This window comes from Izhakiella australiensis (genome assembly GCF_002006995.1).
Classification (GTDB): Bacteria; Pseudomonadota; Gammaproteobacteria; order Enterobacterales; family Enterobacteriaceae; genus Izhakiella; species Izhakiella australiensis.
Genome location: NZ_MRUL01000004.1, coordinates 297,028 through 321,020, shown reverse-complemented (window position 1 = coordinate 321,020; position 23,993 = coordinate 297,028). Strand labels below are relative to the sequence as shown.

26 protein-coding genes are annotated in these 23,993 nt (G+C 52.3%); 16 read left to right on the top strand and 10 right to left on the bottom strand.

Features of this window, described 5'->3' with window-relative positions; genetic code table 11:
- The 3 genes from BTJ39_RS09295 to BTJ39_RS09280 all read left to right on the top strand — a co-directional run.
- On the top strand, positions 1-518 hold a 518-nt coding region (locus BTJ39_RS09295; protein WP_078002397.1), incomplete at its 5' end, for a baseplate wedge 1 family protein.
- Positions 518-1,585 carry a glycine-rich domain-containing protein gene (locus BTJ39_RS25535; protein WP_479684390.1) on the top strand — a complete coding sequence of 356 codons (1,068 nt, stop codon included), beginning with the start codon at positions 518-520 and terminating at the stop codon, positions 1,583-1,585. The genes BTJ39_RS09295 and BTJ39_RS25535, both read left to right, overlap by 1 nt.
- 246 nt (positions 1,586-1,831) lie before the next feature.
- Complete coding sequence (locus BTJ39_RS09280; protein ID WP_078002394.1) at positions 1,832-2,926, top strand: acyltransferase family protein; 1,095 nt, start codon at positions 1,832-1,834, stop codon at positions 2,924-2,926.
- Between the two features lie 223 nt (positions 2,927-3,149).
- Here the strand turns inward: BTJ39_RS09280 and lpxP are convergent, their stop codons facing one another.
- The 3 genes from lpxP to BTJ39_RS09265 all read right to left on the bottom strand — a co-directional run bounded on the left by lpxP (position 3,150) and on the right by BTJ39_RS09265 (position 5,627).
- Entirely contained in the window at positions 3,150-4,073 is a 924-nt protein-coding gene (gene lpxP / locus BTJ39_RS09275) for a kdo(2)-lipid IV(A) palmitoleoyltransferase (RefSeq protein ID WP_078002393.1), read from the bottom strand.
- 397 nt (positions 4,074-4,470) lie between these two features.
- Positions 4,471-4,677 (bottom strand): hypothetical protein, encoded by a 207-nt coding sequence (locus BTJ39_RS09270; protein WP_078002392.1) that lies wholly within the window; start codon positions 4,675-4,677, stop codon positions 4,471-4,473.
- A 347-nt stretch (positions 4,678-5,024) separates the two neighbouring features.
- The gene (locus BTJ39_RS09265; RefSeq protein ID WP_078002391.1) at positions 5,025-5,627 is read right to left on the bottom strand and encodes a LexA family transcriptional regulator; all 603 of its coding nucleotides are present in this window, start codon (positions 5,625-5,627) and stop codon (positions 5,025-5,027) included.
- Positions 5,628-6,132: 505 nt separating this feature from the next.
- Here BTJ39_RS09265 and BTJ39_RS09260 point away from each other — a divergent pair.
- The 7 genes from BTJ39_RS09260 (at position 6,133) to BTJ39_RS09235 (ending at position 10,256) form a co-directional block, all read left to right on the top strand.
- A complete protein-coding gene (locus tag BTJ39_RS09260; protein ID WP_078002390.1) occupies positions 6,133-6,510 on the top strand; it encodes an antiterminator Q family protein in 378 nt (125 codons plus the stop codon).
- 219 nt (positions 6,511-6,729) lie between these two features.
- Positions 6,730-7,197, top strand: a complete 468-nt coding sequence (locus BTJ39_RS09255; protein WP_078002414.1) for a glycoside hydrolase family protein — start codon at positions 6,730-6,732, stop codon at positions 7,195-7,197.
- Positions 7,194-7,562: a DUF7940 domain-containing protein gene (locus BTJ39_RS09250; protein WP_078002389.1), complete on the top strand. Its 369-nt coding sequence runs from the start codon at positions 7,194-7,196 to the stop codon at positions 7,560-7,562. The genes BTJ39_RS09255 and BTJ39_RS09250 overlap by 4 nt, the downstream gene beginning before the upstream one ends.
- The gene (locus tag BTJ39_RS09245) at positions 7,559-7,873 is read left to right on the top strand and encodes a hypothetical protein (RefSeq protein ID WP_078002388.1); all 315 of its coding nucleotides are present in this window, start codon (positions 7,559-7,561) and stop codon (positions 7,871-7,873) included. Before BTJ39_RS09250 ends, BTJ39_RS09245 begins: the two co-directional genes overlap by 4 nt.
- A gap of 10 nt (positions 7,874-7,883) precedes the next feature.
- Positions 7,884-8,006: a hypothetical protein gene (locus BTJ39_RS25280; protein ID WP_277869770.1), complete on the top strand. Its 123-nt coding sequence runs from the start codon at positions 7,884-7,886 to the stop codon at positions 8,004-8,006.
- A gap of 107 nt (positions 8,007-8,113) precedes the next feature.
- Positions 8,114-9,865 carry a glycosyl hydrolase family 28-related protein gene (locus BTJ39_RS09240; RefSeq protein ID WP_078002387.1) on the top strand — a complete coding sequence of 584 codons (1,752 nt, stop codon included), beginning with the start codon at positions 8,114-8,116 and terminating at the stop codon, positions 9,863-9,865.
- A gap of 124 nt (positions 9,866-9,989) precedes the next feature.
- The gene (locus BTJ39_RS09235) at positions 9,990-10,256 is read left to right on the top strand and encodes a hypothetical protein (protein ID WP_078002386.1); all 267 of its coding nucleotides are present in this window, start codon (positions 9,990-9,992) and stop codon (positions 10,254-10,256) included.
- A gap of 39 nt (positions 10,257-10,295) precedes the next feature.
- On the opposite strand, the gene BTJ39_RS09230 is transcribed toward BTJ39_RS09235, so the two are convergent.
- The 4 genes from BTJ39_RS09230 to BTJ39_RS09215 all read right to left on the bottom strand — a co-directional run bounded on the left by BTJ39_RS09230 (position 10,296) and on the right by BTJ39_RS09215 (position 15,446).
- Positions 10,296-11,690 carry a sensor domain-containing diguanylate cyclase gene (locus tag BTJ39_RS09230; RefSeq protein WP_078002413.1) on the bottom strand — a complete coding sequence of 465 codons (1,395 nt, stop codon included), beginning with the start codon at positions 11,688-11,690 and terminating at the stop codon, positions 10,296-10,298.
- Positions 11,691-12,139: 449 nt separating this feature from the next.
- A complete protein-coding gene (locus BTJ39_RS09225) occupies positions 12,140-12,463 on the bottom strand; it encodes a DUF6388 family protein (RefSeq protein WP_078002385.1) in 324 nt (107 codons plus the stop codon).
- A 67-nt stretch (positions 12,464-12,530) separates the two neighbouring features.
- Positions 12,531-13,832, bottom strand: coding sequence for an ABC transporter substrate-binding protein (locus tag BTJ39_RS09220; RefSeq protein ID WP_078002384.1), 1,302 nt, complete (start codon positions 13,830-13,832; stop codon positions 12,531-12,533).
- A gap of 9 nt (positions 13,833-13,841) precedes the next feature.
- On the bottom strand, positions 13,842-15,446 hold the full coding sequence (locus BTJ39_RS09215) for a methyl-accepting chemotaxis protein (protein ID WP_078002383.1): 1,605 nt from the start codon (positions 15,444-15,446) through the stop codon (positions 13,842-13,844).
- Positions 15,447-15,725: 279 nt separating this feature from the next.
- Between BTJ39_RS09215 and yedD the strand changes: the two genes are divergently transcribed.
- Entirely contained in the window at positions 15,726-16,154 is a 429-nt protein-coding gene (gene yedD / locus BTJ39_RS09210) for a lipoprotein YedD (RefSeq protein ID WP_078002382.1), read from the top strand.
- Between the two features lie 124 nt (positions 16,155-16,278).
- On the opposite strand, the gene fliT is transcribed toward yedD, so the two are convergent.
- The 3 genes from fliT to fliD are packed head-to-tail and all read right to left on the bottom strand — an operon-like array spanning position 16,279 to position 18,492.
- Positions 16,279-16,638: a flagella biosynthesis regulatory protein FliT gene (fliT, locus tag BTJ39_RS09205; RefSeq protein ID WP_078002381.1), complete on the bottom strand. Its 360-nt coding sequence runs from the start codon at positions 16,636-16,638 to the stop codon at positions 16,279-16,281.
- Positions 16,639-17,049 carry a flagellar export chaperone FliS gene (fliS, locus tag BTJ39_RS09200; protein WP_078002380.1) on the bottom strand — a complete coding sequence of 137 codons (411 nt, stop codon included), beginning with the start codon at positions 17,047-17,049 and terminating at the stop codon, positions 16,639-16,641.
- Positions 17,050-17,064: 15 nt separating this feature from the next.
- On the bottom strand, positions 17,065-18,492 hold the full coding sequence (gene fliD / locus BTJ39_RS09195) for a flagellar filament capping protein FliD (RefSeq protein ID WP_078002379.1): 1,428 nt from the start codon (positions 18,490-18,492) through the stop codon (positions 17,065-17,067).
- Between fliD and BTJ39_RS24840 the strand changes: the two genes are divergently transcribed.
- The 5 genes from BTJ39_RS24840 (at position 18,491) to BTJ39_RS09175 (ending at position 23,971) form a co-directional block, all read left to right on the top strand.
- Entirely contained in the window at positions 18,491-18,634 is a 144-nt protein-coding gene (locus BTJ39_RS24840; protein ID WP_176110276.1) for a hypothetical protein, read from the top strand. The two genes, fliD and BTJ39_RS24840, sit on opposite strands and share 2 nt — an antisense overlap.
- Before the next feature lie 120 nt (positions 18,635-18,754).
- Positions 18,755-20,479, top strand: coding sequence for a FliC/FljB family flagellin (locus tag BTJ39_RS09190; RefSeq protein WP_078002378.1), 1,725 nt, complete (start codon positions 18,755-18,757; stop codon positions 20,477-20,479).
- Positions 20,480-20,658: 179 nt separating this feature from the next.
- A complete protein-coding gene (gene fliB / locus BTJ39_RS09185) occupies positions 20,659-21,867 on the top strand; it encodes a flagellin lysine-N-methylase (protein ID WP_078002377.1) in 1,209 nt (402 codons plus the stop codon).
- Positions 21,868-22,136: 269 nt separating this feature from the next.
- Positions 22,137-23,102 (top strand): HNH endonuclease signature motif containing protein, encoded by a 966-nt coding sequence (locus BTJ39_RS09180; protein WP_078002376.1) that lies wholly within the window; start codon positions 22,137-22,139, stop codon positions 23,100-23,102.
- Positions 23,103-23,248: 146 nt separating this feature from the next.
- On the top strand, positions 23,249-23,971 hold the full coding sequence (locus tag BTJ39_RS09175; RefSeq protein WP_078002375.1) for an RNA polymerase sigma factor FliA: 723 nt from the start codon (positions 23,249-23,251) through the stop codon (positions 23,969-23,971).
- Positions 23,972-23,993 lie beyond the last annotated feature (22 nt).

Here is a 23,993-nt window from a genome sequence, read left to right as displayed (position 1 = left end):
TACTCGGAGAGTGGATAGGGCGATCGCGTATTGTCAGTCAGCCGATATCCGGCATTTACTTTTCTTTCGATACTGACGGACTCGGATGGGATCAGGGCGTCTGGCAAGGGCCATACGACCCGGATAACGGTTACACCAGTCTCAGCGACGACACATATCGCATTGTGCTGAAAGCGAAGATAGCGATCAACAACTGGAACGGGCAAAACGACACGCTGCCGGTGATTCTTGAAACTGCGCTGGTGGGTTCAGGAATTAGCATGCAAATCGTCGACAACCAGGACATGACAATCTCGGTATGGGTATTTCCCGAAACAGATATAAGCAATGTATCACTTGAACTGATAGACGCTATCCGGCAGGGCTATCTGACAGTGAAAGCCGCTGGTGTATGGGCCGGTGATATACACACACCATCGATTGAAACACCGTCAGAGGGAAACCGTTTTTTTGCATTCGACATCGAAAATAAATATCTGGCCGGGTTTGATGACGGCGCATGGGAGAAAAAACTGTAATGGCTAAAAATGATTTTAAGGCGTTCGCGACGGATGCCAATGCAAACGTAACAACGCAAGCTGATTATGAGGAACTGGCGGCGTTGCTGACAGGATTCCAAAGCGGAAAAGCTTCGTCAGCACAGATTAATAAAGCGCTGCGTCAGGCTTCTTTTATTGCTGCGGCGTTGGCTCAATACACAGCTGATAAGTCGGGTCAGGACGTCATAGACGATGGTGATGTTGCTGCATTCATCGCGAAAATGTCGTCTGCTTTTGGCAAAGATTATCAGCCGCTGGCGGCAACGCTCACGGCGATTTCTGGCCTGGCTACCGGTGCTGACACGCTGGCGTACTTCACAGGGGCTAAAACTGCCGGGCAAACGTCACTGACGCAGACCGGGCGTGATATCGTTGGTCAGGCATCTGTAGCTAACGTTCTATCATACCTTGGTTTAGTAGACGGCAATGGATCAACAGGGCGGAAAATTAACGAGCAATGGATCACAACATCAAAAACGTACACGCCGACATCTGGCACAAAACGAATTAAAGTCACGATCACGGGTGGAGGCGGTGGAGGCGGCGGAGCATTTAATAGCGGGGGCAGCACCGATAATTTTTCGGGCGCTGGCGGTGCGGCGGGAGCGACTGGCATAAAATGGTTAAATATCGCCGACATCACGAATTTTGCTGTTGTTGTTGGCGCTGGCGGCTCAGAAGCCACCAAAGGTGGCGATTCTACATTTAGCGGAATAGTCGCAACAGGAGGCGCCCCAAGTGTCGCCGCAACAGTATTTGCATCTGGTGGAACCGGGGGTGCCGGGACTGGTGGAGACATAAACATTTCCGGTGGTGATGGTGGAGATGGTCAGAATGGGACAAGACTTTTAAACGGCATGGGTGGTGCAAGCATTTGGGGTGGCAGCCGACGATCTGGGCAAGGTTCAGTTTCCGTCCCTACGATACCTAAGGCTAGCGTATATGGAGGAGGTGGTGGAGGTGCATATGATACACAGACTATGTCTACTCGATTCTATGGCGGAACGGGTGCCAATGGCATCTGTCTAATTGAGGAATTTGCATGATATACGCACTAGTTAAAAATGGCGTCGTTGTTAACATCGTAGAGTGGGATGGGAATGGTGATATTTTTGCAGAATATATAACTGTACCACTCGACGACATGACCTGTGGTATTGGGTGGACATACAGCAATGGGAAGTGTACACCTCCGGATGATTTTTATGAAATCCCCACTGGAAGCAACTAGTTAGCAATCTATGAAAATAGGATATACTATAAAAAATTTGTAGTTATTTCCTATGGACTAGATGATGAAAGACACTAGGTTTTATGCACTGGATGGGTTAAGAGGCATTTTTGCCTTGACCGTGCTGTTAAATCACGCAATACAATCAGTCACCGGATGGAAGAATGATGGCCCATTTAGTGGGCCTCATTTGAGTGTTGCGTATTTCTTTATAATATCAGGATTTGTACTCACGCACTCACATGGTAAAAATGATGGGTTTGTGAAATATTTACTAACTCGTTTTGCAAGATTATGGCCTCTTACTTTTATATCAGTAGTCGCTATGGTTTTAACTTACGCTATATTGAATTTTTCAGGCGATGGATATGTTCCTGGTGATTATGTTTTTAATGCCAACTTAATCATAAAAAACATTCTCTTCATACACGGAGCAACACCTTTCAAGTTCCATCTAATAAACCCGCCAACATGGACTATTGGAATAGAGTTTTGGGCATCACTTTTTATACCTCTGGTTTTTGTCAGGATGGATGCGATCTTAAGGCTCTGCTCATCAATTGCTCTATTTATTTTACTTTTCTACGTTTCTAAAACAGGGATGGAAAAACTAGATAGCCTTCTTCTTTTTGGTATGCATAATTTGCTTTTTGCTATAGCATCAATGATGCTAGGTTCAAGTATATATTCAGTGCTAGAAAGGAAATCAGATAAAATCAGTAATAACTCTAAGCACATCGAAGTGTTTATGTGGACTTCATTCGCAACATGCATGATTGGAATATATGCTCAAACATCATTTGTTAATAGACTGGATTTTTTCTTCATAATATCATTTGCCCCAATATTAATGGTGGACTATTTGAGTGAAAATTCATTTATTAAAAAATTTACACGATGTGAGATTGTACAATTCTTTGGATATATTAGTTTTCCATTATATCTTCTACACTTCCCAATACTGATAACAGGAATAGCATACAGAGGTTCTGACAATGTGTGGCTGGGTGTATTAATGATGTGCTCAGTTTCGATAGTTGTCGCGTACCTCTACACCGCATTCGTCGATGTAAGGATGTATCGGTATCTTAAGGGGTGCATAAACGCGTTACTTCCCGACAAACCGCCAACTGTAGAGAAGAACAAGGAAGCCTGAGATTTGAGCCCGCGAAAGCGGGTTTTCTTTTGATGGGGCAAAAATGGGACAAAAAATTGCCGCAATCTTTACCACCTCTGTGCTACCAGTGAGGTAAGGGATTGCGGCAATGCTCTGTTTGTGCGGGGCCTTTGCTAACCCTTTATATGCTCTATTTTTCCTACCACTGCATCATGAATATGCAGGTGTAGAGATGTAATCTCAGCCCGTCCCTTTTAACGGCTCAGGCATACAACGATGCTTCGCCGCTGGGACGGGTCTTGAAACGGCGATGCATCCACAGGTACTGCTCCGGCGCACGCAGAATCTGGCTTTCAATTACTTTATTCATGTACACCGCCGCCGCCATTTCATCATTATGGGGATAGTTTTTCAGCTCCGGATCGATAATCAGCCGATAGCCATAATTATTTGAATTACGTATCAGCACAATCGACAGCATCGCCGGATTTGCTAAGCGTGACAGCACAAAGGTGCCGTTGGTGGTGGCGGTCTTTTCGACGGCAAACAGCGGCGCAAAAACGCTGCCTTTCGGGCCGTAATCCTGATCCGGCGCAAACCATACCGATTCTCCCTGCTTCAGCGCATGTACCATGCCACGTAAATCCTGACGATTAATCATGGCTTTGTTCGAACGCATGCGACCTTTGGTCTGTGCCCATTCCATCGCCCGATTATTGTGCGGACGATACATTGCCATCATCGGCTGGCATAAGCCGCTGATGCGACCGCCCAGTTCGAGCGACATAAAATGTACCCCGATCACCATAACGCCGCGCTTTTGTTGTTGTGCGTGCTGCAGGTGGTTCATGCCCGACACTTCAAACAGCTTTTTTACCGCTTTGTCAGACCAGAACCAGGCGATGCCGGTTTCCGCCAGCGCCATACCGAGTGAGGCAAAATTTCCGGCGATCATCCGTTCCTTTTCCGCCTCGTCGATGCCGGGAAAGCAAAGTTCAATATTGCGGCAGGTAATTTTTTCGCGGCGTCGCAGAAAAAGACGAGAGAGCTTACCGGCCCCGGCGCCAAGCCGCATCAGAACGGAGTAGGGCAGCTGCGTCAGCAGCCAGAGCGTGGCAAGACCAAACCAGGTGAACCAATAGCGCGGGTGCAATAAACAGGTGCTGAATTGACGACGATGCTTCATGACGAGCCTTCTGTGAACGGTGGTTGTATCGCATAAAGAAGCATTCCCTCAATTCCCCAGGCTCTACAGCTATATAAAAGCTGACCGGCACTTTAGCAAAAAGTGCCGTCAGAAATAGGTAAATAGTGGTAACAACTGACTTCATAAAGTTATACGAATAAAGCGCTGCAGGCAGTGGTAGCGGGTTTTTTAATAAATAATGAGATTAAACAGAGGGCTGAAGTAAGAAAAATAAATCAGACTTATCGTCATCGGCGCCAGGCTGAAACCAATTGTCATTATTCTTTACGCAAGGCTTACTCTCTGCGCGCGGGCTGAAATCCTTAAATCTCAGATGCTGCGAACGTTGCTTCGCCCCCAACCGGTGGTTTATTAGCCGACGCCAGCGGGTACAAGGTCAGGATCCCGATCCGGGTTTCGCTAAACGCTCTGCTGCCCATATTGCCCGCGAAACTCGCGAGCTGTGCGCTTGCAGACTGCGCTCAATTTTATTCACCAGGCGCTGCTCGCCAGCCGCAGCCTGCTGCTTATCTCGCCGACGAGCTTTGTAACGGCTGCGACAGGTGCCGTGGACAGAGGCAATCTTCCAGATAATGGTGGTCATGATGTAATCTCCCGCCGTTTGTTAAGGGTTGGTGATAAGTCTCCCTCTAAAAACGATAGCCAGCGTTATTGATAATATCAATTGCTATTGTGGAAATAATTTAAAGTATAGATTTAAAGTGATTTAAAACAATTGGTTGCATTGTTTTTTCACTTTTTTTTATTCATAAGCAGCAGTGCTATTAAAAATTTTACTAACCTATTCAGTTGCAGCGCTGCTTAATGTTTTGGCTGGCAGAAACGAGAGTAAATGGGTCTGATATAGGAGGATCGCATGATATCTGTCTTATACAGGCTGTCCGGGGGACATTATGAGGAGTTCATCCTGCCTGAGCAGGATGTTGAAACTTACCGGCGCAGGTCGCGAATTAAAAAGATAGCGACGCCGATAAGCTCGACCTCGTCTGTTAACTCGACGGCCGGTAATCGGGGGTCATCGACGGTGAGAAAACCGTTAAAAGGGCCTTCCAGAAAACGATAAACTGAAATACGGGCGTTAAAATTCGCGACCACCAGATCGCCAGTTTCAGGCGCGATGTCAGTATCGACAATAATGATGCTGCCCGCAGTGGCTTCTGCACAGCCGCTGTTTCGCTCAAGAATATAGGCGCGCCAGCTCTTGCGTACCCGGGTGCCGTTTGGCGGAGCGATGACCTCACCGCTTTTTCCATGAGCATTCCAGACCGGAATTGTCGTACCAGTCTTTACTTTATCCAGCCCGCCTGACGTCGAGCGCCCGCTCATCTCACCTTCGCCGCTGGCCAGCCACTCGACGTTGACGTTCAACGCCCTCGCAATATCAACCAGCTTGCGTGAGCCACTGGCTTCGCCCTTCGTCAGGCGCCAGATTGTAGGCTGTGAAACGCCGGACGCTTTGGCTAAAGCCCCCTGAGTGATATCCCGTATGGCCATGGCCATGTTGAGACGATTAGCAAGAGTATCAGATTTCATATATCAGAATTTATAGCGACGCGTATTTTTCGTCAAACACGCTTTGCTATTGACCGAAGTAATACCTTTAGCTATTATTAATTCGTTGTTAATAGCAAAAGGGATTGGCGAGCCGGTGAGGTAACCGCCGTTTCCCCTCTTTTGCAAAGACCGCTCTTTAACAGTCTGGCCGCCCAGCCTAACCGCTGGCAACACGAAACAATCCTGAGAAGCGTTCCGCTGCCTGCTTTTGCCAATGAAAAAAAGCAATGCAGCAGAGTAGCTAACGCGAATCTGGTTATAACATCCGGCAATGACCAATTTTTTCCCTCTTTTAATATCCGCCGACGTTTATTACCGTTACCGATGGTAAATATAAGCCCAGTTAGTTTAGCGAAGAATTAAATATATTTTCTGTTAACTTTCTCAGAGATTGCTCTTAAGCAAATCGTCTTTAACCGTTAAACAACGAGCGCAGTAAAACCTGCTGCAGCGTTGCTGACCGTTTTACCACAAGGAGGAGAGTATGCATGATGTAAGTTTATTATTGCAGCGGTGGGGCGGCTGGGCGGCCAGTGAAAACAGCGGTGTTAATTATTCGTCCGTCGCCGCCGGGTTTCGCGGCCTGCTGATTCATCCATTGAAGCGAAATCTGAATTGTAATGATAGCGACGGTCTGATTTTAGACGGCTGTATCAGCCGGTTAAAACGCTTCAATCCCACCTATCATCAGCTGATTGTTACGCACTATCTGTACCGGGTCTCGATAAGGGCTATTGCCCGCCGGCGGCGCCTTGCTGACGGTACGGTACGCAAAGAGCTTCAGGCTGCCGAGGGTTTTATTGCCGGGGTATTAAGCGGTATGGATATAACGCTCGAATGCGAATCTGAATCGATGGCCTGATGCCAGCTATGAACATAGCGGTAATCATTATTTTTCGTCTCTGAACTCTCAAACAAACTATTCATGAACTTCTGCGGTACCTAATTAACCTGCACGCATTATCTTATTCAATTTTCTTTTAGTAAGTCGTCAACGTGCGGCCTGCAATTGCATGGCTGCCGTTTCGGTTATTTCATCTGCCGCAGCGCTGAGCTGCTGATGGATTATCAGGAGGTTCTTATGAGTCAGATAATTGCCATTCTTGCCTATGAGGAGGGCTACAAGGAGCAGCCTTATTGCGATAGTGAGGGTTATCCCACCGTGGCGTGTGGCATACGTATTGGTCCACGCAATGCCGCCATCAGTCTTTATACATTTAGCGTCCCGCATGAGGTCGGCATGCTGTGGATGCAGCAGCTGGTTGACGGATTGCAATCGGAAATGCTGACGCGAGCGGTGATTAATGCCGCGCTGCAGCAGTGTAACGAGGCGCGCAATGACATTCTCACCAGCATGGCTTATCAGCTCGGTATCTATGGGCTGTCCGCTTTTACGCAGACGCTGACGCGCATTGCCGCCGGTGACTTCGTTGGCGCGGCACAAAGCGTGATCAAAAGTCAGTGGGCCAGGCAGACGCCGGCGCGGGCAACCCGGCACGCCCAGGTGATTGCCAGCGGCACTTATGATGCATACAGGGGGTTATTATGAAACTGATATTCTTTTTTACGCTGGTCCTGATTGTTGTGGTCGGCGTCTGGTTTTTTCAGCGCCACGGCCGTATTCAACTGGTAGCTCATGCCCGCTTTTTAGCTAAAACCTGGTCGGTGTGGCTGGCATCTGCGGGCTCGGTGCTGGGAGCGCTGGCGGCCAGCTTTCCTGATATCAGCATCAGCGTCTGGAGCAACCTGCCGCCGGATATAAAAACCCTGCTGCCCGGCAACCTGCTGAGTTACATTTCGGCATTTTTGGTCGCAATGGCCGTCATTGCCCAGTATATCCGCCAGCGCAAGCTGGCGGCTGAGGTGCGGTCCGCGCTGGCAAATAAGGTCGCTAACAGCGGGGGCCAGCCATGAATCTCATTCAGCTTCTGACCAGCGGCTGGCATTGGCTGGCCGCTCTGGCCGCAGTCGGCGTGGCCATCATTATCAGCTGGTTTACCGGCAGACAGTCCGGCAAAAGCGAAGGCCGGGCTGAGGAGAAAGTGAAGTCAGAGCAGGAAAAAACCGCAGTGGCGATAGCGGCTGCACGCGATCAGGCAAAAAAAAACGAGGTGGCTAAAGATGCACAGGCTGGTAATGCTGCACTTGATGATTCCGCTGCTCGTGACAGGCTGCGTAACTCGCCCTGGAACCACAGCGACGACCGGGACCCTCCGGCCTCCTGACAGCAGCTGCATGATTTTTTTCCCCATCCGCACCTACGGCCAGGACTGGAAAAATCTGGATATCCGTACCGTTCGGGAAATAAACACCCACAACGAGGTCTGGCAGCGCCTTTGCGGCGAGCCGACTAACTAACCTTTTTTCACGGCGCGACGCGCCACCCCAATCCAACGTTAATGAAAAATCTGCTTTTAGCTGCTGCCAGCGGGTAGCGGACGGGCAGACTATATCCGGAGGTTCACATGATTGAAGTTAATTCATTTGCTCAACTGCGTACGACTGCTCCGACAACCTCTGGCGATTTCGCCAGCCTGAAACGCTACAACGATGGTGATAGTAAATATCGCGGCGGCGGTGATTTTGTCGGCTTCCTGACAACGACGCTGCCTGCTGATGACGGTGGAACCACTGCCGTGGGTACCAATTTTTACTGGAAACGGGTTGTCAACGATCCGGCGGACCTCAACGTGTTTCACTTCGGCGCCAAAGGGGATGGTTATGCCGATGATACCGCCGCCGTGCAGCGGATGGTTAACTGGGCATCCACCTATAATGGCAACTGCTTTGATCTGGGCGTACGCTTTCCCGGCGGTAAGTTTCTGGTTAAGCCGATCGATATCTCCGCCACCCAGCAGTCGTTTTTCTATCTGTATGGCGATGATAATCCCCACGGCGGGATGCCGCGCACGGTTATCATTTCTGATAAAACCAGCGCGCCGGTGTTTAAGGTGCAGGCGCGGCGCTGCGTAATAAAAGGCATCTGGTGGAACGGCCAGGCCAGTGCCGATACCACGACCAATACCGGCGTTATCACGGCGGCGATGACCAGCAACCAGCAGCCGTTTTTTGAAAATACCATTACTCAGGGGGATTCAGCGCTGATTGATGGCTTTCGTGCGCAGAATACCGGCGGTACGGTGATTAAGCTGCAGGATACCTTCGATACCCGATTTAACCAGATCTACGCCCTGTATACATATTCGCGGGTATTTGATATCGGCTGGAGCCAGAGCGACGGGCAGAACTGGGACCACTCGACAGCTATCGAACTCAGCAACGCTAACTTCCAGAACGGCTTCGCCGATGCAACCTTGTATATGCCGCGCGTCTCACAGGGCTTACTGCGCAACGTCTGGATCGAGCACAGTCGCTATCCCGGCGATTTGACCAACGGTCAATGGGTCGTCGATGCCCTGAGCATCGAAAGCTGCGACAATCCGCTGAACATGAATAACTGTCGCACGCAAATGCGTCAGCTCAACCTGCAGTCCGGCGGCAATGTCAGCCTCGACAGCAGTGGCACCCGCTGGTTGTCGTCCTATGAGTACGGCTGGCGTCGTGATGAAAATTACGGCACCGTGATGACCGGCACTATGAAAGCAGGATGGTATTCAGGCTATAAAATAACCAACACCTCAACCAGTGATAAATGGTACCGGCTGGGCAATTTCTACATGCCGAAGGATAACCAGCAGTGGGTAATCGAAATGATTGGCCGGGCCAGCAATGATACCCTCAGCACCCCGGCGGGCAGCCCGGTTACCTCCATTGCCTCTTGTCGTACCTACCTGAATCTGTCGCGCTGTTCGACGGCGATTTATGGCGATATTTACCACCACGGGTCACCTGCGGTGATTGACGTAAAGTTCAATCGTATCGCTATCAGCTATGCCGAAGTCTGGGTGAAGCTGAAGGCCAATAGCGGCGATACCATGTTCAACCTGAAAACCACCGGTCCTACCCGCTTTGAATCCGGTTCATGGTCGCTGTTTACGCCCGATTTGAGCGAAACGGTTGATACCAGCAAAATCGGCACCAGCGTACCGAATGCTCGCTGTAGCCTGCATAACGGCCTCGCAGGCGTGGGGGCCAACGAGAAAGGCGTGCTGACGGTGGCGACCGCCGCTGCCGCGACGCCAGCATCAACTACGCCGGCGGGCTATATTACGGTGAATATTAACGGCACCGATCGCAAGGTTGCCTGGTTCAACTAGGGTTAAACCGTCTGAAAAAGGCGCGGGCAGCGGGCAGGGAGTGCCTGGCTGCTATACTTAGTACATCACGCCACCGTCATGCGGCGGACGGCTTTGCGATCCACCCGCTTATAGGGAGTAAACGATGAGTGATAATGAAACTATCAAATCAGAGACGGATCATTTGCGCGATGTGACCTCGCAGCTTAAGGAGATTCGGCATTACGCCCAGACCAATACCGAAACCCTTTCTACACACTGGCTGGACTTCGACGCCGGTCAGTATAAAAACAAGGGCTTTGCCGAGAAAATGGATACGCTGTTAAATCAGCAGGGCAATCTGCTTGAGGAGCTGGATAAAACCATTCAGGATATGGAAATCGAAGTGAATCGCATTGAGAATGAGGCCTGATGGGGCCGGCGCGCGTTGGGTCGCGCGCTATTCACGCGTTTAAATTGAAAACTGCGGGCTGACGCGATTACGCCCGCTGCTTTTAGCAATATAAAGCTCTTCGTCGGCTTTCTGAATCGCCGCGTCCAGTCGGTTAACCTGCGAAATATTAATGCTACAAATACCGATGCTGACGGTAATGCTCAGATCGGCGCCTTCCACAATAACGCTATTTGCCTCAATTGCTGAGCGCAGTCGTTCAGCCAGCAGGCTGGCGCGCGGTTGCGACAGTCCTTCCATTAATATCAGAAATTCTTCGCCGCCCATGCGGCTGATGATCGCGCTCTGATGCAGCGTGTTTCTGATACATTCCACGGTTTTTATCAGCACCACATCCCCGGCAGCATGGCCCCAGGTGTCATTAATTTTTTTGAAATGATCGATGTCCAGCAGTAGCACCGCACCGAGGAAAGGTTGGGGTTTATTTTTTTGATTAACCTGCGTTTCAAGCCGCTGCGACAGGCCGCTGCGCGTTAATGCGCCAGTAAGGAAGTCGTAATCGGCGCGTTGGGTAACGCGCGCCACCAGCTTACGGTTAGCGCTGGCACTGAGTGCCACAATGAGCGGGCTGATGGTCATTGCAGCAACGCCGAGGCGGGCGGATGCCAGACTGTCAAGGCGGAAGACGTCGCCGACGCCCTGAATGTTGAGCACGTTATTGGCGACCAGAATAATTTCGGTCATGCCGGTCAGCAAAGTTAGCAGGCTACTGAGGAACATCGGATAGCGGATCGCAGACCATAGCAGGGCAGGCAAAGGAAACAGCAGGCTGCCGCCTCCGCCAACCCAGATGCCCATCAGCGTTGAAAACAGCAGCGCCAGTAATGGCAACGGCGATGACAGCGGCAAGCCGCTAAACAGCGGCGGAAGCTCATCGCGACGCGGTATTGCTATGGTTAGCGGCAGCAGCAAAATCGTGGTTGAAAACTGTTCGCAAAACCAGTCAATCCAGCCTTTCAGCAAATCGCTTTGATAGTAATGCGCGCTGGCTACACTGCCGATGGTCGCGGCTACCGCAGACGCCATCACCGCCGCAGGAAAGGTGCGCATCAGCGCCTGCAAGCGTCGGGTGCGGCCGTTACCAAAGCGGGTATTAAGCAACACGGCACGGCCAACCAGGATAAACAGCAGATTGGCTGCATCCATGCCGAAAGCGGCCGGCGGCGGTGTACCAACAGACAGATCGGCAATAACCATACCCAGATACATTGCAGGAAAACCTGCACGGCAATTAAGGGAAGGAAAGCGAATTAGCAGACCAAGTAGAACGGCGTTTCCCGGCCAGAATAACGATAACGCGTCATAACTCCGGCACCAGAGACCGACGGACGATAAAACGAGTGCCAGGCTGAACAGTAAAATAACAGGGCTAAACTTGTACTTATTAAGTAACATTTTTGACTCGGAAATCATTCAGGCCTGACATCGGTCTAACCGGCAAAAACTATTCTGATAATGACTGGTCGTAACCCTGATGAAAGGTGCGTTTATTTGAAATCAAAAAAGAAAATAGCGCGCACAATATACGTGACTGTTCTGGCGTTTGCAATGAACGCGCGTTGGCTAATAAGGAAGTGACAGCATTTTCAGTAGGTTAGTGCTTAGGTGGTTAAAAAATCAAAAATAAATGATTTTTGCTAAAACAACTGACCATAAAAAATGGTTGTTACAGTCTATATCACTGAAAATATTACCACGTTGAGCCAAACTGAATGCGCCATCCAGGTTTGAGACCATTCTGATTAAATAATTATTTCACTTAAGGTTGGGCGCCGCACGAATAGTATAATTTATTATTGTGTCAATTTGCTTTCTTCGCTTAATCGACGGAGAGATTGTTTAATTCACAGCTGATTCAGACGACAAAATTCTTCCCAGCTAACGCCCAGGGCGGCGGCATGGTCGCGCAGGTAGCGTTCAATTGCCTGCGCGGCCAGTTGCTTATCGGGTTCTGCCAGTTGGATAGCGAACAGCATGCCGTCCAGCTTTTTCTCGCGTACATACGCCGCCCAGGCGCGGTCAGCCTGCAGGTTTTTTAACTGGGGAAGCGTGATTCCCATGCTTTCTGCGTCGCTGTCGCTGAGCGAATCGATTTCAGCAGCGATGTGTGGGTAGGCCTGTAAAAACATCTGGCGGGCGATAACATAATAGTCTGCGGTGGTTTTCATAGCGGCTCCTGCGATTAAGCCGCCAGTTTAGCGGGGCGGGCATCAGAATGAAATGCCCGCCCGCCGATCAGCGTGGCGTTTGTGCCGCAAGCGCGCTGACCTGCTGCTGATTGCGACTCAGGGTCTCCTCAACGCTCAGCTTGCCTGCCAGCATGGCCGCCAGATTTTCGCCCACCTGGTTTCCCATCATGTCAAAGCCTGGGATGCTGACATACTGCACGCCCTGATAGGGAACCGGGCCAAGGGTAGGTTGCTGTACGCTGGCGCTTTCAATCGCCGCTTTAACCTGAGGTCCGTAGGGGGCCAAGCGCAAATAGCGGCTCTGCTGATAGGTTGACAGGCGGCTGCCGGGAGGCACGGCGCCCCAGCCGACTACTTCGGCCACCGTATTGATATATTGCTGCGAGGTTGCCCAGACGATAAAGGCAATTGCCTCGCTCTGATGGCTGGATTTTGCCGGTACCGCCAGCGCCCAGGACCAAAGCCAGTGCGAGCCATTTTGCGTCAGGCCGCCCGGTGCCGGCGCAAAGCCCACCTTATCCGCAACCGGCGATATTTGCGGGTTAGTCAGCTGGCTGGCGGCGACCGTACTATCAACCCACATCGCGCAGCGTCCCTCGGTGAACAGCCGGATAATCTGTGAAAAGCTGTTATGCTCGGTGTCCGGTGGACCGTAATCTTTTACCATCTGAAGATAGTCGGTAAGCACTTCGCGCCATTCGTCAGAGTCCAGCGTCGGCTTCCAGTCCATATCAAACCACTGGGCGCCGTAGGCGTTGGCCATGGTGGTTATCAGCGCTACGTTATCCCCCCAGCCGGGCAGACCGCGCAGGCACAGACCGTACTGCCCTTTTTGCTTATCGGTCAGCGCGGCGGCAAAGCGCTTAATATCGCTCCAGTCCGGATCGTCCGGCATGGTTAACCCTTTTGCCGCAAACAGATCCTTACGGTAATAGGTCATGCTGCTCTCGCCGTAAAACGGCAGGGCATAGAGCGTATCCTGCCAGGAGAGCGCTTTACGCACCGGCGCCAGCAGATCGTCAACCTGATAGTCCGCAGGCAGATTATTCAGCGGCGTCAGCCAGCCTTTTTTCCCCCACAGCGGCGCCTCATAGGTGCCGACGGCGATGACGTCGTAGGGCGCATCGCCTTTTTCCATCGCGGTGCGCACTTGTTGACGAAGCTCGCCATCGCTCATCAGGTGCCATTTTAGCTGGATATCCGGATGTGCTTTCTCATAGCGTGAGGAGAGCTGCTGCATAATGGTCATATCGCCGTTGGCGATGGTTGCAATATCAAGTGTGGTGGTTGCCTGCGCTGAGAATGCCAGCAGGCCGGTCAACATTAATGGTGCCAGATATCCACGCATAGTTTTTCCTCAGACCGTCGCTGGTTGCGCTGCGGGCAGGGCGCTGTCGCGATTGTTCGCTTCAGGCGCGGCGGCTTCGTTCAGCTGGAAAAAAGCCATTTTATGCACCAGCAATCCGGCATGCTGGCTGACGGTCTGGCTGGCAGACGTAGCCTGCTGCACCAGCGTGGCGTTCTGCTGAGTATTGGTATCCATCTGGGTAATGGCGATATTTACCTGGCCAATGCCGGACGACTGCTGACGGCTGGCAACGGCAATTTCGCCGATAATGCTCACCACCCGCTCAACGCCAAGATTGATCTCTCCCAGCATTTCGCCGGAGCGCAGCACCAGATTACTACCGGCGTCGACTTTGCTGACGCTGGCGCTAATCAGGGTTTTTATCTCCTGTGCGGCCTTCGCCGAACGCTGGGCCAGCTGGCGCACTTCGGATGCCACCACCGCGAAGCCGCGCCCTTGTTCACCGGCTCTGGCGGCCTCAACGGCAGCGTTCAGCGCCAGCAGGTTGGTCTGGAACGCTATCTCATCAATAACGTGGTTAATATCGGCGATTTTTTTACTTGATGACTCAATTTCGCGCATCGCCTGCACCGCCGAGTTAAGCACTTCGCTACCGCGTTCGGCCTGGGTGCGCACGGTTTTTGCCAGTTCATCGGCCTCGGCGGCGTTATCGGCGTTGTGCTTCACCGTGGCGGTCATCTGTTCCATGCTGGCTGCAGTTTGCTCCAGCGCGCTGGACTGAGAGTGGGTTCGTTCGGCAAGGTCATCGTTACCGGTTGCCATCTGCCGTGCGGCATCATCCAGCGCCACGGCGCTTTCGCTAACGTCGCGCACGATGCCGCTAAGATGGTTATCCATATCGGCAAGCGCCCGCATTAGCTGCCCCATTTCATCGTGGCTGAAGTGGTTCAGACCGTGGCCGATATGGCCATTGGCGATCGCGCTGGCCAGCTGCCGGGCGCGCTCAACCGAGCGGGAAATCGAACGTACCAGCATCCAGCCGGCGATCAGGCTAACTGCCAGTCCGCCTGCCAGCATAGCAATAAGGCAGTTACGCGCCAGCTGATAAGAATCGACGCTTTGGGCATAGTTGCTCTCGGCGTGTTGGCGCATCAGGCTATCAAGGCGATCGATACCGCTTTGCAGCCGCTGACTGCCGGGACTCAGGCGGGTTTCAATAATCACCAGCGCGGCGGAAGGGTTGCCGCCGCGCAGTTGTTCGCCGGCTTCATTCAGCGAAGACTGCCAGCCGTCGAGTTCGCTGAGAAACTGTCGGGAAATCTCTGCGGCGCCGGGCACCATCGGCAGCCGGCCATAAGCGGCGCGCTCCCGTTGAATATTTTCAGTATACTGATGGATCTGCGCCAGGCGCTTATTCACTTCATCGCTGTCTGTCCAGTAGCGCAGCGTTTCAAACAGGGTGGCCGACTGCTGCTGTACCTGGCGGTACAGGCGTGACGTGGATTGCAGCGGCAGCAATTCGTTGCGGTAGACGGCATCAGCGCGCAGATTTGCCTCGCGCAAGCCAAAAATGCCCCAGATAGCGGTAATGGTCAGCAGTAAGCAAAGTAACCCAACAATAGCAATCAATCTTGTACGAATGGTCAGCGTCATGATGTTCCCCAAAAGGTAAACCACCCGAGTCCTGGGTAGTGAATGACCAGACAAAATGAACCTGCGATAACTCAGCTGTTATCGGCAGGAAAAAAAGTAAACTTTAGTGACTATATGATTTTCTTTCGCCAGCGCGGGCGGTTTCACCGTCTGCTGAAGGATGTCAGAGCAGGGGGGGAGGGCAAACTGCGCTGACAAGGCTGGCGCTGCACCTTCAGGCTTGCGCAATTGCCAGTAAGTATTTAACGTAGCGCCAGGTAAATAATGTAGGGATAAGAAATGAAGAACTGGATGATTGCTGGCTCTGTGATAATGCTGCTGAGCGGATGCGTTCAGCTGACCAACTACGCCAGCGCGGTGAAAACGCCGCCGCCTGCCGCATTGGTCGGTAACTGGCAGACCTTCGGGCCGCAAAGCGGCCTGGTCAGCGACGAAGCGATTGGCAGTTTGCTCATTGATGCTGAGGGCAATACCCTCGATTGCCGCCAGTGGCAGCGTGTTATCGCTAAGCCCGGCAAGGTCAGCCGTATAGACGGTGAGCTGGTTAACGTTAATCAGCAATTGCGGGTGATGCCGCTGAAGCTGGAAGGCAACGAGCTGCATTACGACGATTTGGTGATGCGTAAGGTAAACAAGCCGACCCTTGAGTGCCAGCAGGCCTGGCAGCACAGCGAAGCGCCGGCAAACCACGCCGCGGTCACCCCCTGACGGCGGCTAACTTCCCTCGCCGCGTGACTTGCGCATTGAGGAACCAGCCCGGGTTGGCTTTGCGGTAGAACAGATCAACACGGTTATCGCCGCCTGCGCCTTTGCTGGCAGGCGGCGTCGTGGATTAGATATCGCGCGGCACCAGCACCAGTCCAGAATTGCTGGCGTAGGTTGACATCAGCGACTGCTGGCGATTGGACTGATTAATCAGACGATTAAGCTCATCTTTACGTTTTGCCAGCAGCTGCTTAATCTCTCTTTCGTTATCCAGCAGATGACGTAAAACCGGGCGTAGCTGCTCAAGACTTTTGATTGATAACGGATTATCACGCGTGCAGCGCGCCAGCGCTTCAACGGTACTGGCATAGCTGATTTCGATCTGAATCAGCTCGCTCCACTGGCCTTCATTCGCCAGGCGCAGCATCTCCTGGCTAAAAGAAAGCAGCTTCTGATAATTTTCCAGCAAGTGCGGTGCGATTGTCATTTATACGGCGTCCTGAACCGGGGCGCTAACCCCATTAGCTTCTTTCCACGCGTCGGCAATACCGCGCAGTAAACCTTCAACTTCTTCTACGGCGGCTACGTCATCGCGCAGATTAGCCTGCAGCAGGCGACGCACCATGTAGGTGTAAAGACCTAATAAATTATCCGTCAGCTCATCGCCGCTGTTTTCTTCCAGCCCCTGCTTGAGGCCGTTATCGATAATATTGATGGCTTTAGAAATCGACAGCCCCTTACCTTGCAGATTGTTGTCCTGCATAAACAGGCGCGCACGCACCAGGGCGCTGAGCGCGCCGTCAAACAGCAGGGTAATCAGCTGCGCCTGGCTGGCGCTCATCACGGCGCTTTCGACGCCGATTTTTTCGTAGGCCCGGGTGCCTTTTGCACTGTACATCTTATCCCCTTAGCGTCAGGACTTGCTGGATGAGGTGCCGTTCAGGGCATCAAATTGTTGCGTCAGGTAACTGCTGGTGCTGTTCAACGAGTTCATTAACACATCCAGCTGAGTAAACTGGGTTTTATAACGCGCAACGGTGTCGTTAATACGCGAGTTGGTATCATTATATTCTTGGGTCAGCTTCTTCAGGGTGCTGTTCACGCCGTTGGTGGCGGCGGTGAGAATACCGCTGGTCGACATATAGCTGGTCAGGTTGGTGCCGATGGTGGTGGTGATACCGGTTTTTTTACCGTCGCCAATCAACATCGCCTGTACGTCGCTGGCGTTACTGCTCAGCGCGCTGGAAAGCTTGTCGCTATTAATGGTCAGCTTGCCGCTGGTCGGGTCCGAAGTGATGCCGATCTGCGACAGGGTTTTATAGCTTGAGGTGCTGGCAGCGTTGGTCAGCATGCTCTTCAGCTGCGTCTGAATGGTACGCAGCGTACCGTCGCCTACCAGCGCGCCGTTGTTTGAGCTCTGCGTGGCGCCGGGGTCAACAGCGGTGTACTGCGTCAGGTTGTCGAAGGTATCCTGCAACGCGTTATAAGCGTTAACCCAGTTGGCGATCGCCGTGGACGCTTTGGAAGTGTCCTTGGTGATGGTTAACGTTTGGTTACCGCTGGTGCTATCGTTCAGGGTCAGGTTAATACCCTGCAAAGCATCGGTAATGGTATTGCTGGCGCTGTCAATGGCAATGTTATTCACCGTCAGGCTGGCATTTTGCGCGGCGACGGTTTGCGTCAGACCCTTGGTTTCATCGGTATTGCTGCCGTCGTAACCGATAAAACTGTTCAGGGTGTCATCGCCGCTGACGCTGATGGTCATGGCGTTGACGCTGCCGGTATCGTTAGCGGTAATCGACAGGCGGTAGCTGCTGTCGCTGACCTTAATGATGCTGGCGCTGACGCCGGCTTTGGCATTATTAATCGCGTCGCGCACCCCGGTCAGCGTGGTATTGCTGTCACTCAGATTAATGCTCACCGGGTCTTTACCATTACCCTGCTGAATAGTAATGGTACGCGCGCCGCTGGTGGTCACGGCGCCGATATTATCGGTCAGGCTGCTTTTGGTTGCCGAGGTCAGCGACTGCGCCTGCGCCAGATGGCTAACGTTTATGGTGTATTTGCCGGCGGTCGCGTTCGCGCTGGTGGTAGCGCTGAATGCCGTGCTGCTGCTGGCGGTAGTGGCGCTGAACAGGTCTGCGGCGCTGAGCGCGGTATTTGCCGTTTGAAATGACGTCAGCGCGCTTTTCAGCGTGCCGTAGGCCGTCAGCTTGGCGTTAAAGGCCGTTTGTTGGTTGGTAATCGGCGTCAGCGCGCTTTTTTCTGCGGTGGTGATGTTAGCCAGCAGCGTATTTAAGTCGAGACCGGATCCGATACCTAAAGAAGAAACGTTAGCCATGGTTATCCTTTATAAAGCGTCATGGGGAGTCAGTACCGGGGTTATCGGCAGCATTGGCAGTAAGTTTATCTTTTTTATTTATCTGGCAATGAAAGGAAAAACGCTAATAGAGAAGGGTATTTCGCGCACTAAACTTTTTTAGCTCATGGCGAAAATTTTTCTAAAGGTTGTTTGATGACAGACGATAACAGGTTTGACGGCGATGAAGCCGGCGGGCTGAAGCCCACTAACTAACCCCGACTGTTATACAGGAAACTTAATTATGTCACAGGTTATTAATACAAACAGCCTCTCGCTGATCACACAGAACAACATGAACAAATCGCAGTCTGCTCTTGGCACCGCGATTGAGCGTCTCTCCTCTGGTCAGCGCATCAACAGCGCAAAAGATGATGCAGCCGGCCAGGCGATTGCTAACCGCTTCACTTCTAACATCAACGGTCTGTCTCAGGCTGCGCGTAACGCTAACGATGGTATCTCCATCGCGCAGACCACTGAAGGCTCGCTGTCAGAAATCAACAACAACTTACAGCGTATCCGTGAACTGACCGTACAGGCGCAGAACGGTACCAACAACCAGTCTGACCTGGACTCAATCCAGGATGAAATCACCTCACGTCTGTCTGAAATCGACCGCGTATCTGGTCAGACTCAGTTCAACGGCGTGAAAGTGCTGTCAGCTGATAACACCATGAAAATCCAGGTAGGTGCTAACGATGGCGAAACCATCTCTATCGACCTGAAAGCCATTACCTCTAAAACGCTGGGCCTGACCGGCTTTAACGTTAACGGTAAAGGCAGCGTAGCAAATGCTGCTGCAACTTCTGATGACCTGAAACTGGCTGGCTTTGCCGCCGCTGGCAGCCCTAACGCTGACGGCAGCACTACCTACAGCAAAGACTTCAGCTACGCTGGCGCTACCGCTGCTGACGTGCTGGCTGGTGCTAAAGATACCAACACCATTACCTATACTGGCACCAACACCGGTCTGGGCGTTGCAGCTAAAACCAACACCTACACCTACGATGCCGCGTCTAAGTCTTACTCTTATGCTGCTGACGGCGTATCTAAAGACAGCGTACTGAGCTACCTGGCGCCGAACGCTGGCGACAGCTTCTCTGCTAAAGTTACTATCGGCGGTAAAGCGCAGGACGTTAACATTGCTAAAGACGGTACTGTTACTACTACCGACGGCAAAGCACTGTACCTCGATGTAAAAGGTAACCTGACTCAGACTGGTAGTGGTGCTACTACTGCTGCAACATGGGACAACCTGGTTGCCAACACTGATACTTCTGTAACCGGTTCTGAAGCTGCCGTTGCAACTAAAATCGAAGCTAAAGGCGTTACCATTCAGTCTGCTGGTGGCGGTGCCTTAACTGCTGGTGTTGCAACCCCCGCTAACACGGTAGTTGACGTAACTGGCGTCACCGTAAGCGCCGCTCAGATGGGCAACGCGGTTAAAGGTCAGGACTTTACGCTGAACGATGGCGGTACGGCTTACGGCGTAACCGGCAGCACCGGCGCGGTAACTAAAGGTGGTGCAGCGGCCTACGTTGATAACAACGGCGCCATCACCACTACCGCTAAAGAAACCGTTAATTACTACGCGCAGTCAAATGGCAATGTAACTAACAACACCGGTTCTGCTATCTACAAAACTGCCGATGGCAAACTGACCACGACTGCTGCCACGACTTCCGCTGCAACCTCTGACCCGCTGGCGTCACTGGATGCCGCTATCGGTAGCATCGATAAGTTCCGTTCAAGTCTGGGTGCGATTCAGAACCGTCTGGATTCTGCCATCACTAACCTGAACAACACCACCACTAACCTGTCTTCTGCTCAGTCCCGTATTCAGGACGCAGACTACGCGACGGAAGTGTCTAACATGTCCAAAGCGCAGATTCTGCAGCAGGCTGGTAACTCTGTGCTGGCAAAAGCCAACCAGGTTCCGCAGCAGGTTCTGTCTCTGCTGCAGGGCTAATCACCCGGCAAGCAACAGACTTATCACTCAACCCCGGCTTGCCGGGGTTTTTTGTTTAGTTATCCTTCAGAATAAGCCGCTTTTCCTTTTCTACTAGCCCCATTGAAAATGGGGGCAGGTGTTATCTTCTCCTGGTTAGCCAATTAACAGCCGTTGCCGCTCAGCACGGGGGAAAGGATATGAATAAAGAAATTATCGTTGAACCGTTATTTGTTAAAAGTTTCCAGTGCATCGGCAGCGCCTGCCGGGACTCCTGCTGCGGCGGATGGAGTATTACCCTTGATAAGCCATCAACAAAGCGCTACCTGAAAAGCCAGAGTATTGCGGTAAAAAATATTGCCAGCGAACATATCGTCCTGACAAAGCAAACCCCGCAAAACTGGGGATATATGAAGCTCAATACCGAGGGCAACTGTGCTTTTCTTGATGAACAGAAACTTTGCACTATTCAAAAGAATATGGGCAGTAAGGCGCTAAGCCATACTTGCAGCACCTATCCGCGCCGTAAGCAGACTTATAAACTGGATGTGGAAAGCAGTCTTGAACTTTCCTGCCCGGAAGCGGCGCGCCTACTGCTAACGCTACCGCAGGCGATGCGTCTCGATAAACGGGAAAGCGCGCAGATAACCTCCCTGGCCTCCCCGGCGCGCGATCAGAGTAAACAGTTAATCAATCTGATGTGCAGTCTGCTGGTCCAGCAGGCGGGCAGCGAAGTGAATGAAGGCTTATATGCCATCGCCATGCTGTTCCTGAGCCTGGATAAACTTAGCGCAGATAATGAAGACGATAAGCTTGCTCAGCTGGAAAGCAAATTCGGCGACATTATGGCCGCTTTAGAAGCCGGCCAGCTGGGGCAGAAGATTGAACAGATAAAGCCGGATTATCAGCTGCAGTGGTCGCTTTTAATGTTAATCCAGGTTTTTCTTGAAAGCCGCCCGACCACCAGAGGCCTGCCACGGCTGCGGCATTTCGTTGGTCAACTGCTGTTTTTGCAGACTCAAAGTATTGATGATGGTGACGTTGTCACGTCGATGCAGCGTCTGGATGATGTCTGGCAACAGCAGGTGCTGCCATGGCTGCGTGAGCGTCCCCATCTGATGAGCAACCTGATGCAATACCGCATCTGGCACGATCAGTTTCCCGGCTATGCAGGGCGCAGCGCCTTGTCATGCCTTTATCTGCTGACTGCCGAATGGTTCCTGATTAAGTCGTTAATCGCCGCGCAGGTTGCCGTCAATGGACAGCTGGATGAAGATACGGTGATCGACATTGTTTACAGCTTTCATACCATTACTAAGCATAACTCGACGGTAATGGAAGGCTTTTTCAAACGCATAGACAAAGTCAAAGTCAACGACGACCTGTCGCTGCTTTATTTGCTGAAGTAAAGTGCGCATATCCGGTTCTGAACCTTCAGTACCGGGTGGCGTATTCAAGGAAAACAGGACGTTTAAATAAACAGAATTGACGTCGATTCGATTTAATTAAACGCCCTGTTTCTTTCCCTCACTGATTTTCCCCGGCGACAGCCCGCTCTGGCTCGCCAACGCCATCAAAAAAAGCGTCATCTGACGGTACCACCAGCCTGTTACCGCCAGGTTACAGTTTCCTGCGCGCCTGCCGATAATCCGGATAAGTCTTTTTTCTGGTGGCCCCCATGCGCTTTAATTTCGACCTGATACCCGGTGAATGGCTGAGCTTTGATGAGATTGCTCAGCGCTACGCGTGGAAATTTCCTGCTGACAAAGAGCTGACGGCACGCGGCTTGCTGAGTCCTTCGACCACCAGTAAGAGCCTGATTATCCGCGCGGTATTCGCGCGCCAGCAGGTCAACGCCCCGCAAAGCGATTTGCTGTTTATCTGCGGCGATAACGAACGGAAAAACTATCTTCAGCGCTTTGAACACTATCTGGCTAACCAGCAGCCGTTTTACTATTTCCACCGCGATGCGGCGCTGGAAAATCAGAACCTCTGGCAGGTGATCGGCGAAGTGAAAGTATGTGCGATGCTCGATCCGGCTTCGCCGATGGCGCAAAACCTGATGAACAGCCGTGGTTATACCCTTTCTCTGATGCGCAGCGACCCGCACGATGAGTTCTGGCAGCTGTTCGATCCACAATCTCAGCCCTGTTTTGAACATGCCCTTGCGTTGCAGTTTATCGTGGTACTGAGCGGTGACGGACTGGTGCAAAATGGCGGCGTTTATCCCGGTACCCAGGTCGGATTGCGGGTGAAAAAGCGCCTGTGGGCGCGCGCGGGTAACGCAGATTTCCAGCTCGCGGTGAAGGCGCGCTACGGTGCCTGCGTCATCACCGGCACGTTACTGACCGGCGAGCATAGCTGGCCGTGGGTGGAAGCCTGCCATATTGACGTCAGCGAAAACGAGCAGGGCGTGATTGCCGACAATAGCGTGGATAACGGCCTGTTTCTGCGCAGCGACCTGCAACGATTATTCAGTAGCCACCGCTTGAGCATTGACGGCGAGACGGGGCAAGTGCGTCTGCGTCAGGCGCTGCAAGAAGATCAAATATTACTGCCGTTTTATCAATCGCTCGATGGGCAGGTCTGTGCGCTCTGGTCGCAGGTGCCCGCCGCGACCCGAGCGCGTCTGAATCGTAAGTAACGCTGATGACAGCAGGGCTGAAGCTGTTTTCAGCTCTGCGTAACAAATTAGAAATAACCCGCCTTTGCCTCTTTATTCTGCCAATCAAAACTCGCTACAGAATTAGATAATGATGCCGATAACTTAACTAACGCAGGGTAGTCAGAGTGAACGATCTCTATACCGCCGAAGGCGTCATGGACAAGCATTCGCTATGGCAGCGGTACGTACCGCTGGTGCGACACGAAGCGCTGCGCTTGCAGGTTCGCCTGCCAGCCAGCGTCGAACTGGACGATCTGTTACAGGCCGGAGGTATCGGGCTGCTAAATGCCGTAGAGCGCTATGACGCGCTACAGGGCACAGCCTTTACCACCTATGCCGTACAGCGCATCCGCGGCGCCATGCTCGATGAGCTTCGCAGCCGTGACTGGGCGCCACGCAGTGTGCGCCGTAACGCCCGGGAGGTGGCTGGCGCCATGCACCGGGTCGAACAGTCGCTGGGGCGAGCAGCTACCGAGCTGGAAGTGGCTACGCAGCTTGACGTATCGCTGGAAGAGTACCGGCAGATTTTGCTGGATACCAACAACAGCCAGCTGTTTTCGTACGATGAATATCACGAAGAACATGGCGATAGCGCTGAGCTGGTGACGGACGGGCACGAAGAGGCCAACCCGCTCCATCAGCTTATGGAAGGTGATTTACGCGAACGCGTCATTGAAGCGATTGAGGCGCTGCCTGAACGCGAAAAAATGGTGCTGACGCTCTATTACCAGGAAGAATTGAATCTGAAAGAGATTGGCGCAGTGCTGGACGTGGGTGAATCTCGCGTCAGCCAGCTGCACAGTCAGGCGATTAAACGCCTGCGCGCCCGATTGACGGGTGCGCGCTGACAGTTTGTTTACGCACATCACA

Excerpts from the sequence above, each read along its gene's own strand:
- BTJ39_RS09280 (WP_078002394.1), top strand. The coding sequence starts at position 1,832 with ATGATGAAAGACACTAGGTTTTATGCACTGGATGGGTTAAGAGGCATT.
- BTJ39_RS09270 (WP_078002392.1), bottom strand. The coding sequence starts at position 4,677 with ATGACCACCATTATCTGGAAGATTGCCTCTGTCCACGGCACCTGTCGC.
- BTJ39_RS09250 (WP_078002389.1), top strand. The coding sequence starts at position 7,194 with ATGAAACTGATATTCTTTTTTACGCTGGTCCTGATTGTTGTGGTCGGC.
- BTJ39_RS09215 (WP_078002383.1), bottom strand. The coding sequence starts at position 15,446 with ATGACGCTGACCATTCGTACAAGATTGATTGCTATTGTTGGGTTACTT.
- BTJ39_RS24840 (WP_176110276.1), top strand. The coding sequence starts at position 18,491 with ATGGTTATCCTTTATAAAGCGTCATGGGGAGTCAGTACCGGGGTTATC.
- fliB (WP_078002377.1), top strand. The coding sequence starts at position 20,659 with ATGAATAAAGAAATTATCGTTGAACCGTTATTTGTTAAAAGTTTCCAG.
- BTJ39_RS09225 (WP_078002385.1), bottom strand. The coding sequence starts at position 12,463 with ATGAAAACCACCGCAGACTATTATGTTATCGCCCGCCAGATGTTTTTA.
- fliS (WP_078002380.1), bottom strand. The coding sequence starts at position 17,049 with ATGTACAGTGCAAAAGGCACCCGGGCCTACGAAAAAATCGGCGTCGAA.
- yedD (WP_078002382.1), top strand. The coding sequence starts at position 15,726 with ATGAAGAACTGGATGATTGCTGGCTCTGTGATAATGCTGCTGAGCGGA.
- BTJ39_RS25535 (WP_479684390.1), top strand. The coding sequence starts at position 518 with ATGGCTAAAAATGATTTTAAGGCGTTCGCGACGGATGCCAATGCAAAC.
- BTJ39_RS09260 (WP_078002390.1), top strand. The coding sequence starts at position 6,133 with ATGCATGATGTAAGTTTATTATTGCAGCGGTGGGGCGGCTGGGCGGCC.
- fliT (WP_078002381.1), bottom strand. The coding sequence starts at position 16,638 with ATGACAATCGCACCGCACTTGCTGGAAAATTATCAGAAGCTGCTTTCT.
- fliD (WP_078002379.1), bottom strand. The coding sequence starts at position 18,492 with ATGGCTAACGTTTCTTCTTTAGGTATCGGATCCGGTCTCGACTTAAAT.
- lpxP (WP_078002393.1), bottom strand. The coding sequence starts at position 4,073 with ATGAAGCATCGTCGTCAATTCAGCACCTGTTTATTGCACCCGCGCTAT.
- BTJ39_RS09220 (WP_078002384.1), bottom strand. The coding sequence starts at position 13,832 with ATGCGTGGATATCTGGCACCATTAATGTTGACCGGCCTGCTGGCATTC.
- BTJ39_RS09240 (WP_078002387.1), top strand. The coding sequence starts at position 8,114 with ATGATTGAAGTTAATTCATTTGCTCAACTGCGTACGACTGCTCCGACA.
- BTJ39_RS09245 (WP_078002388.1), top strand. The coding sequence starts at position 7,559 with ATGAATCTCATTCAGCTTCTGACCAGCGGCTGGCATTGGCTGGCCGCT.
- BTJ39_RS09230 (WP_078002413.1), bottom strand. The coding sequence starts at position 11,690 with ATGTTACTTAATAAGTACAAGTTTAGCCCTGTTATTTTACTGTTCAGC.
- BTJ39_RS09180 (WP_078002376.1), top strand. The coding sequence starts at position 22,137 with ATGCGCTTTAATTTCGACCTGATACCCGGTGAATGGCTGAGCTTTGAT.
- BTJ39_RS25280 (WP_277869770.1), top strand. The coding sequence starts at position 7,884 with ATGATTTTTTTCCCCATCCGCACCTACGGCCAGGACTGGAAAAATCTG.
- BTJ39_RS09265 (WP_078002391.1), bottom strand. The coding sequence starts at position 5,627 with ATGAAATCTGATACTCTTGCTAATCGTCTCAACATGGCCATGGCCATA.
- BTJ39_RS09190 (WP_078002378.1), top strand. The coding sequence starts at position 18,755 with ATGTCACAGGTTATTAATACAAACAGCCTCTCGCTGATCACACAGAAC.
- BTJ39_RS09235 (WP_078002386.1), top strand. The coding sequence starts at position 9,990 with ATGAGTGATAATGAAACTATCAAATCAGAGACGGATCATTTGCGCGAT.
- BTJ39_RS09255 (WP_078002414.1), top strand. The coding sequence starts at position 6,730 with ATGAGTCAGATAATTGCCATTCTTGCCTATGAGGAGGGCTACAAGGAG.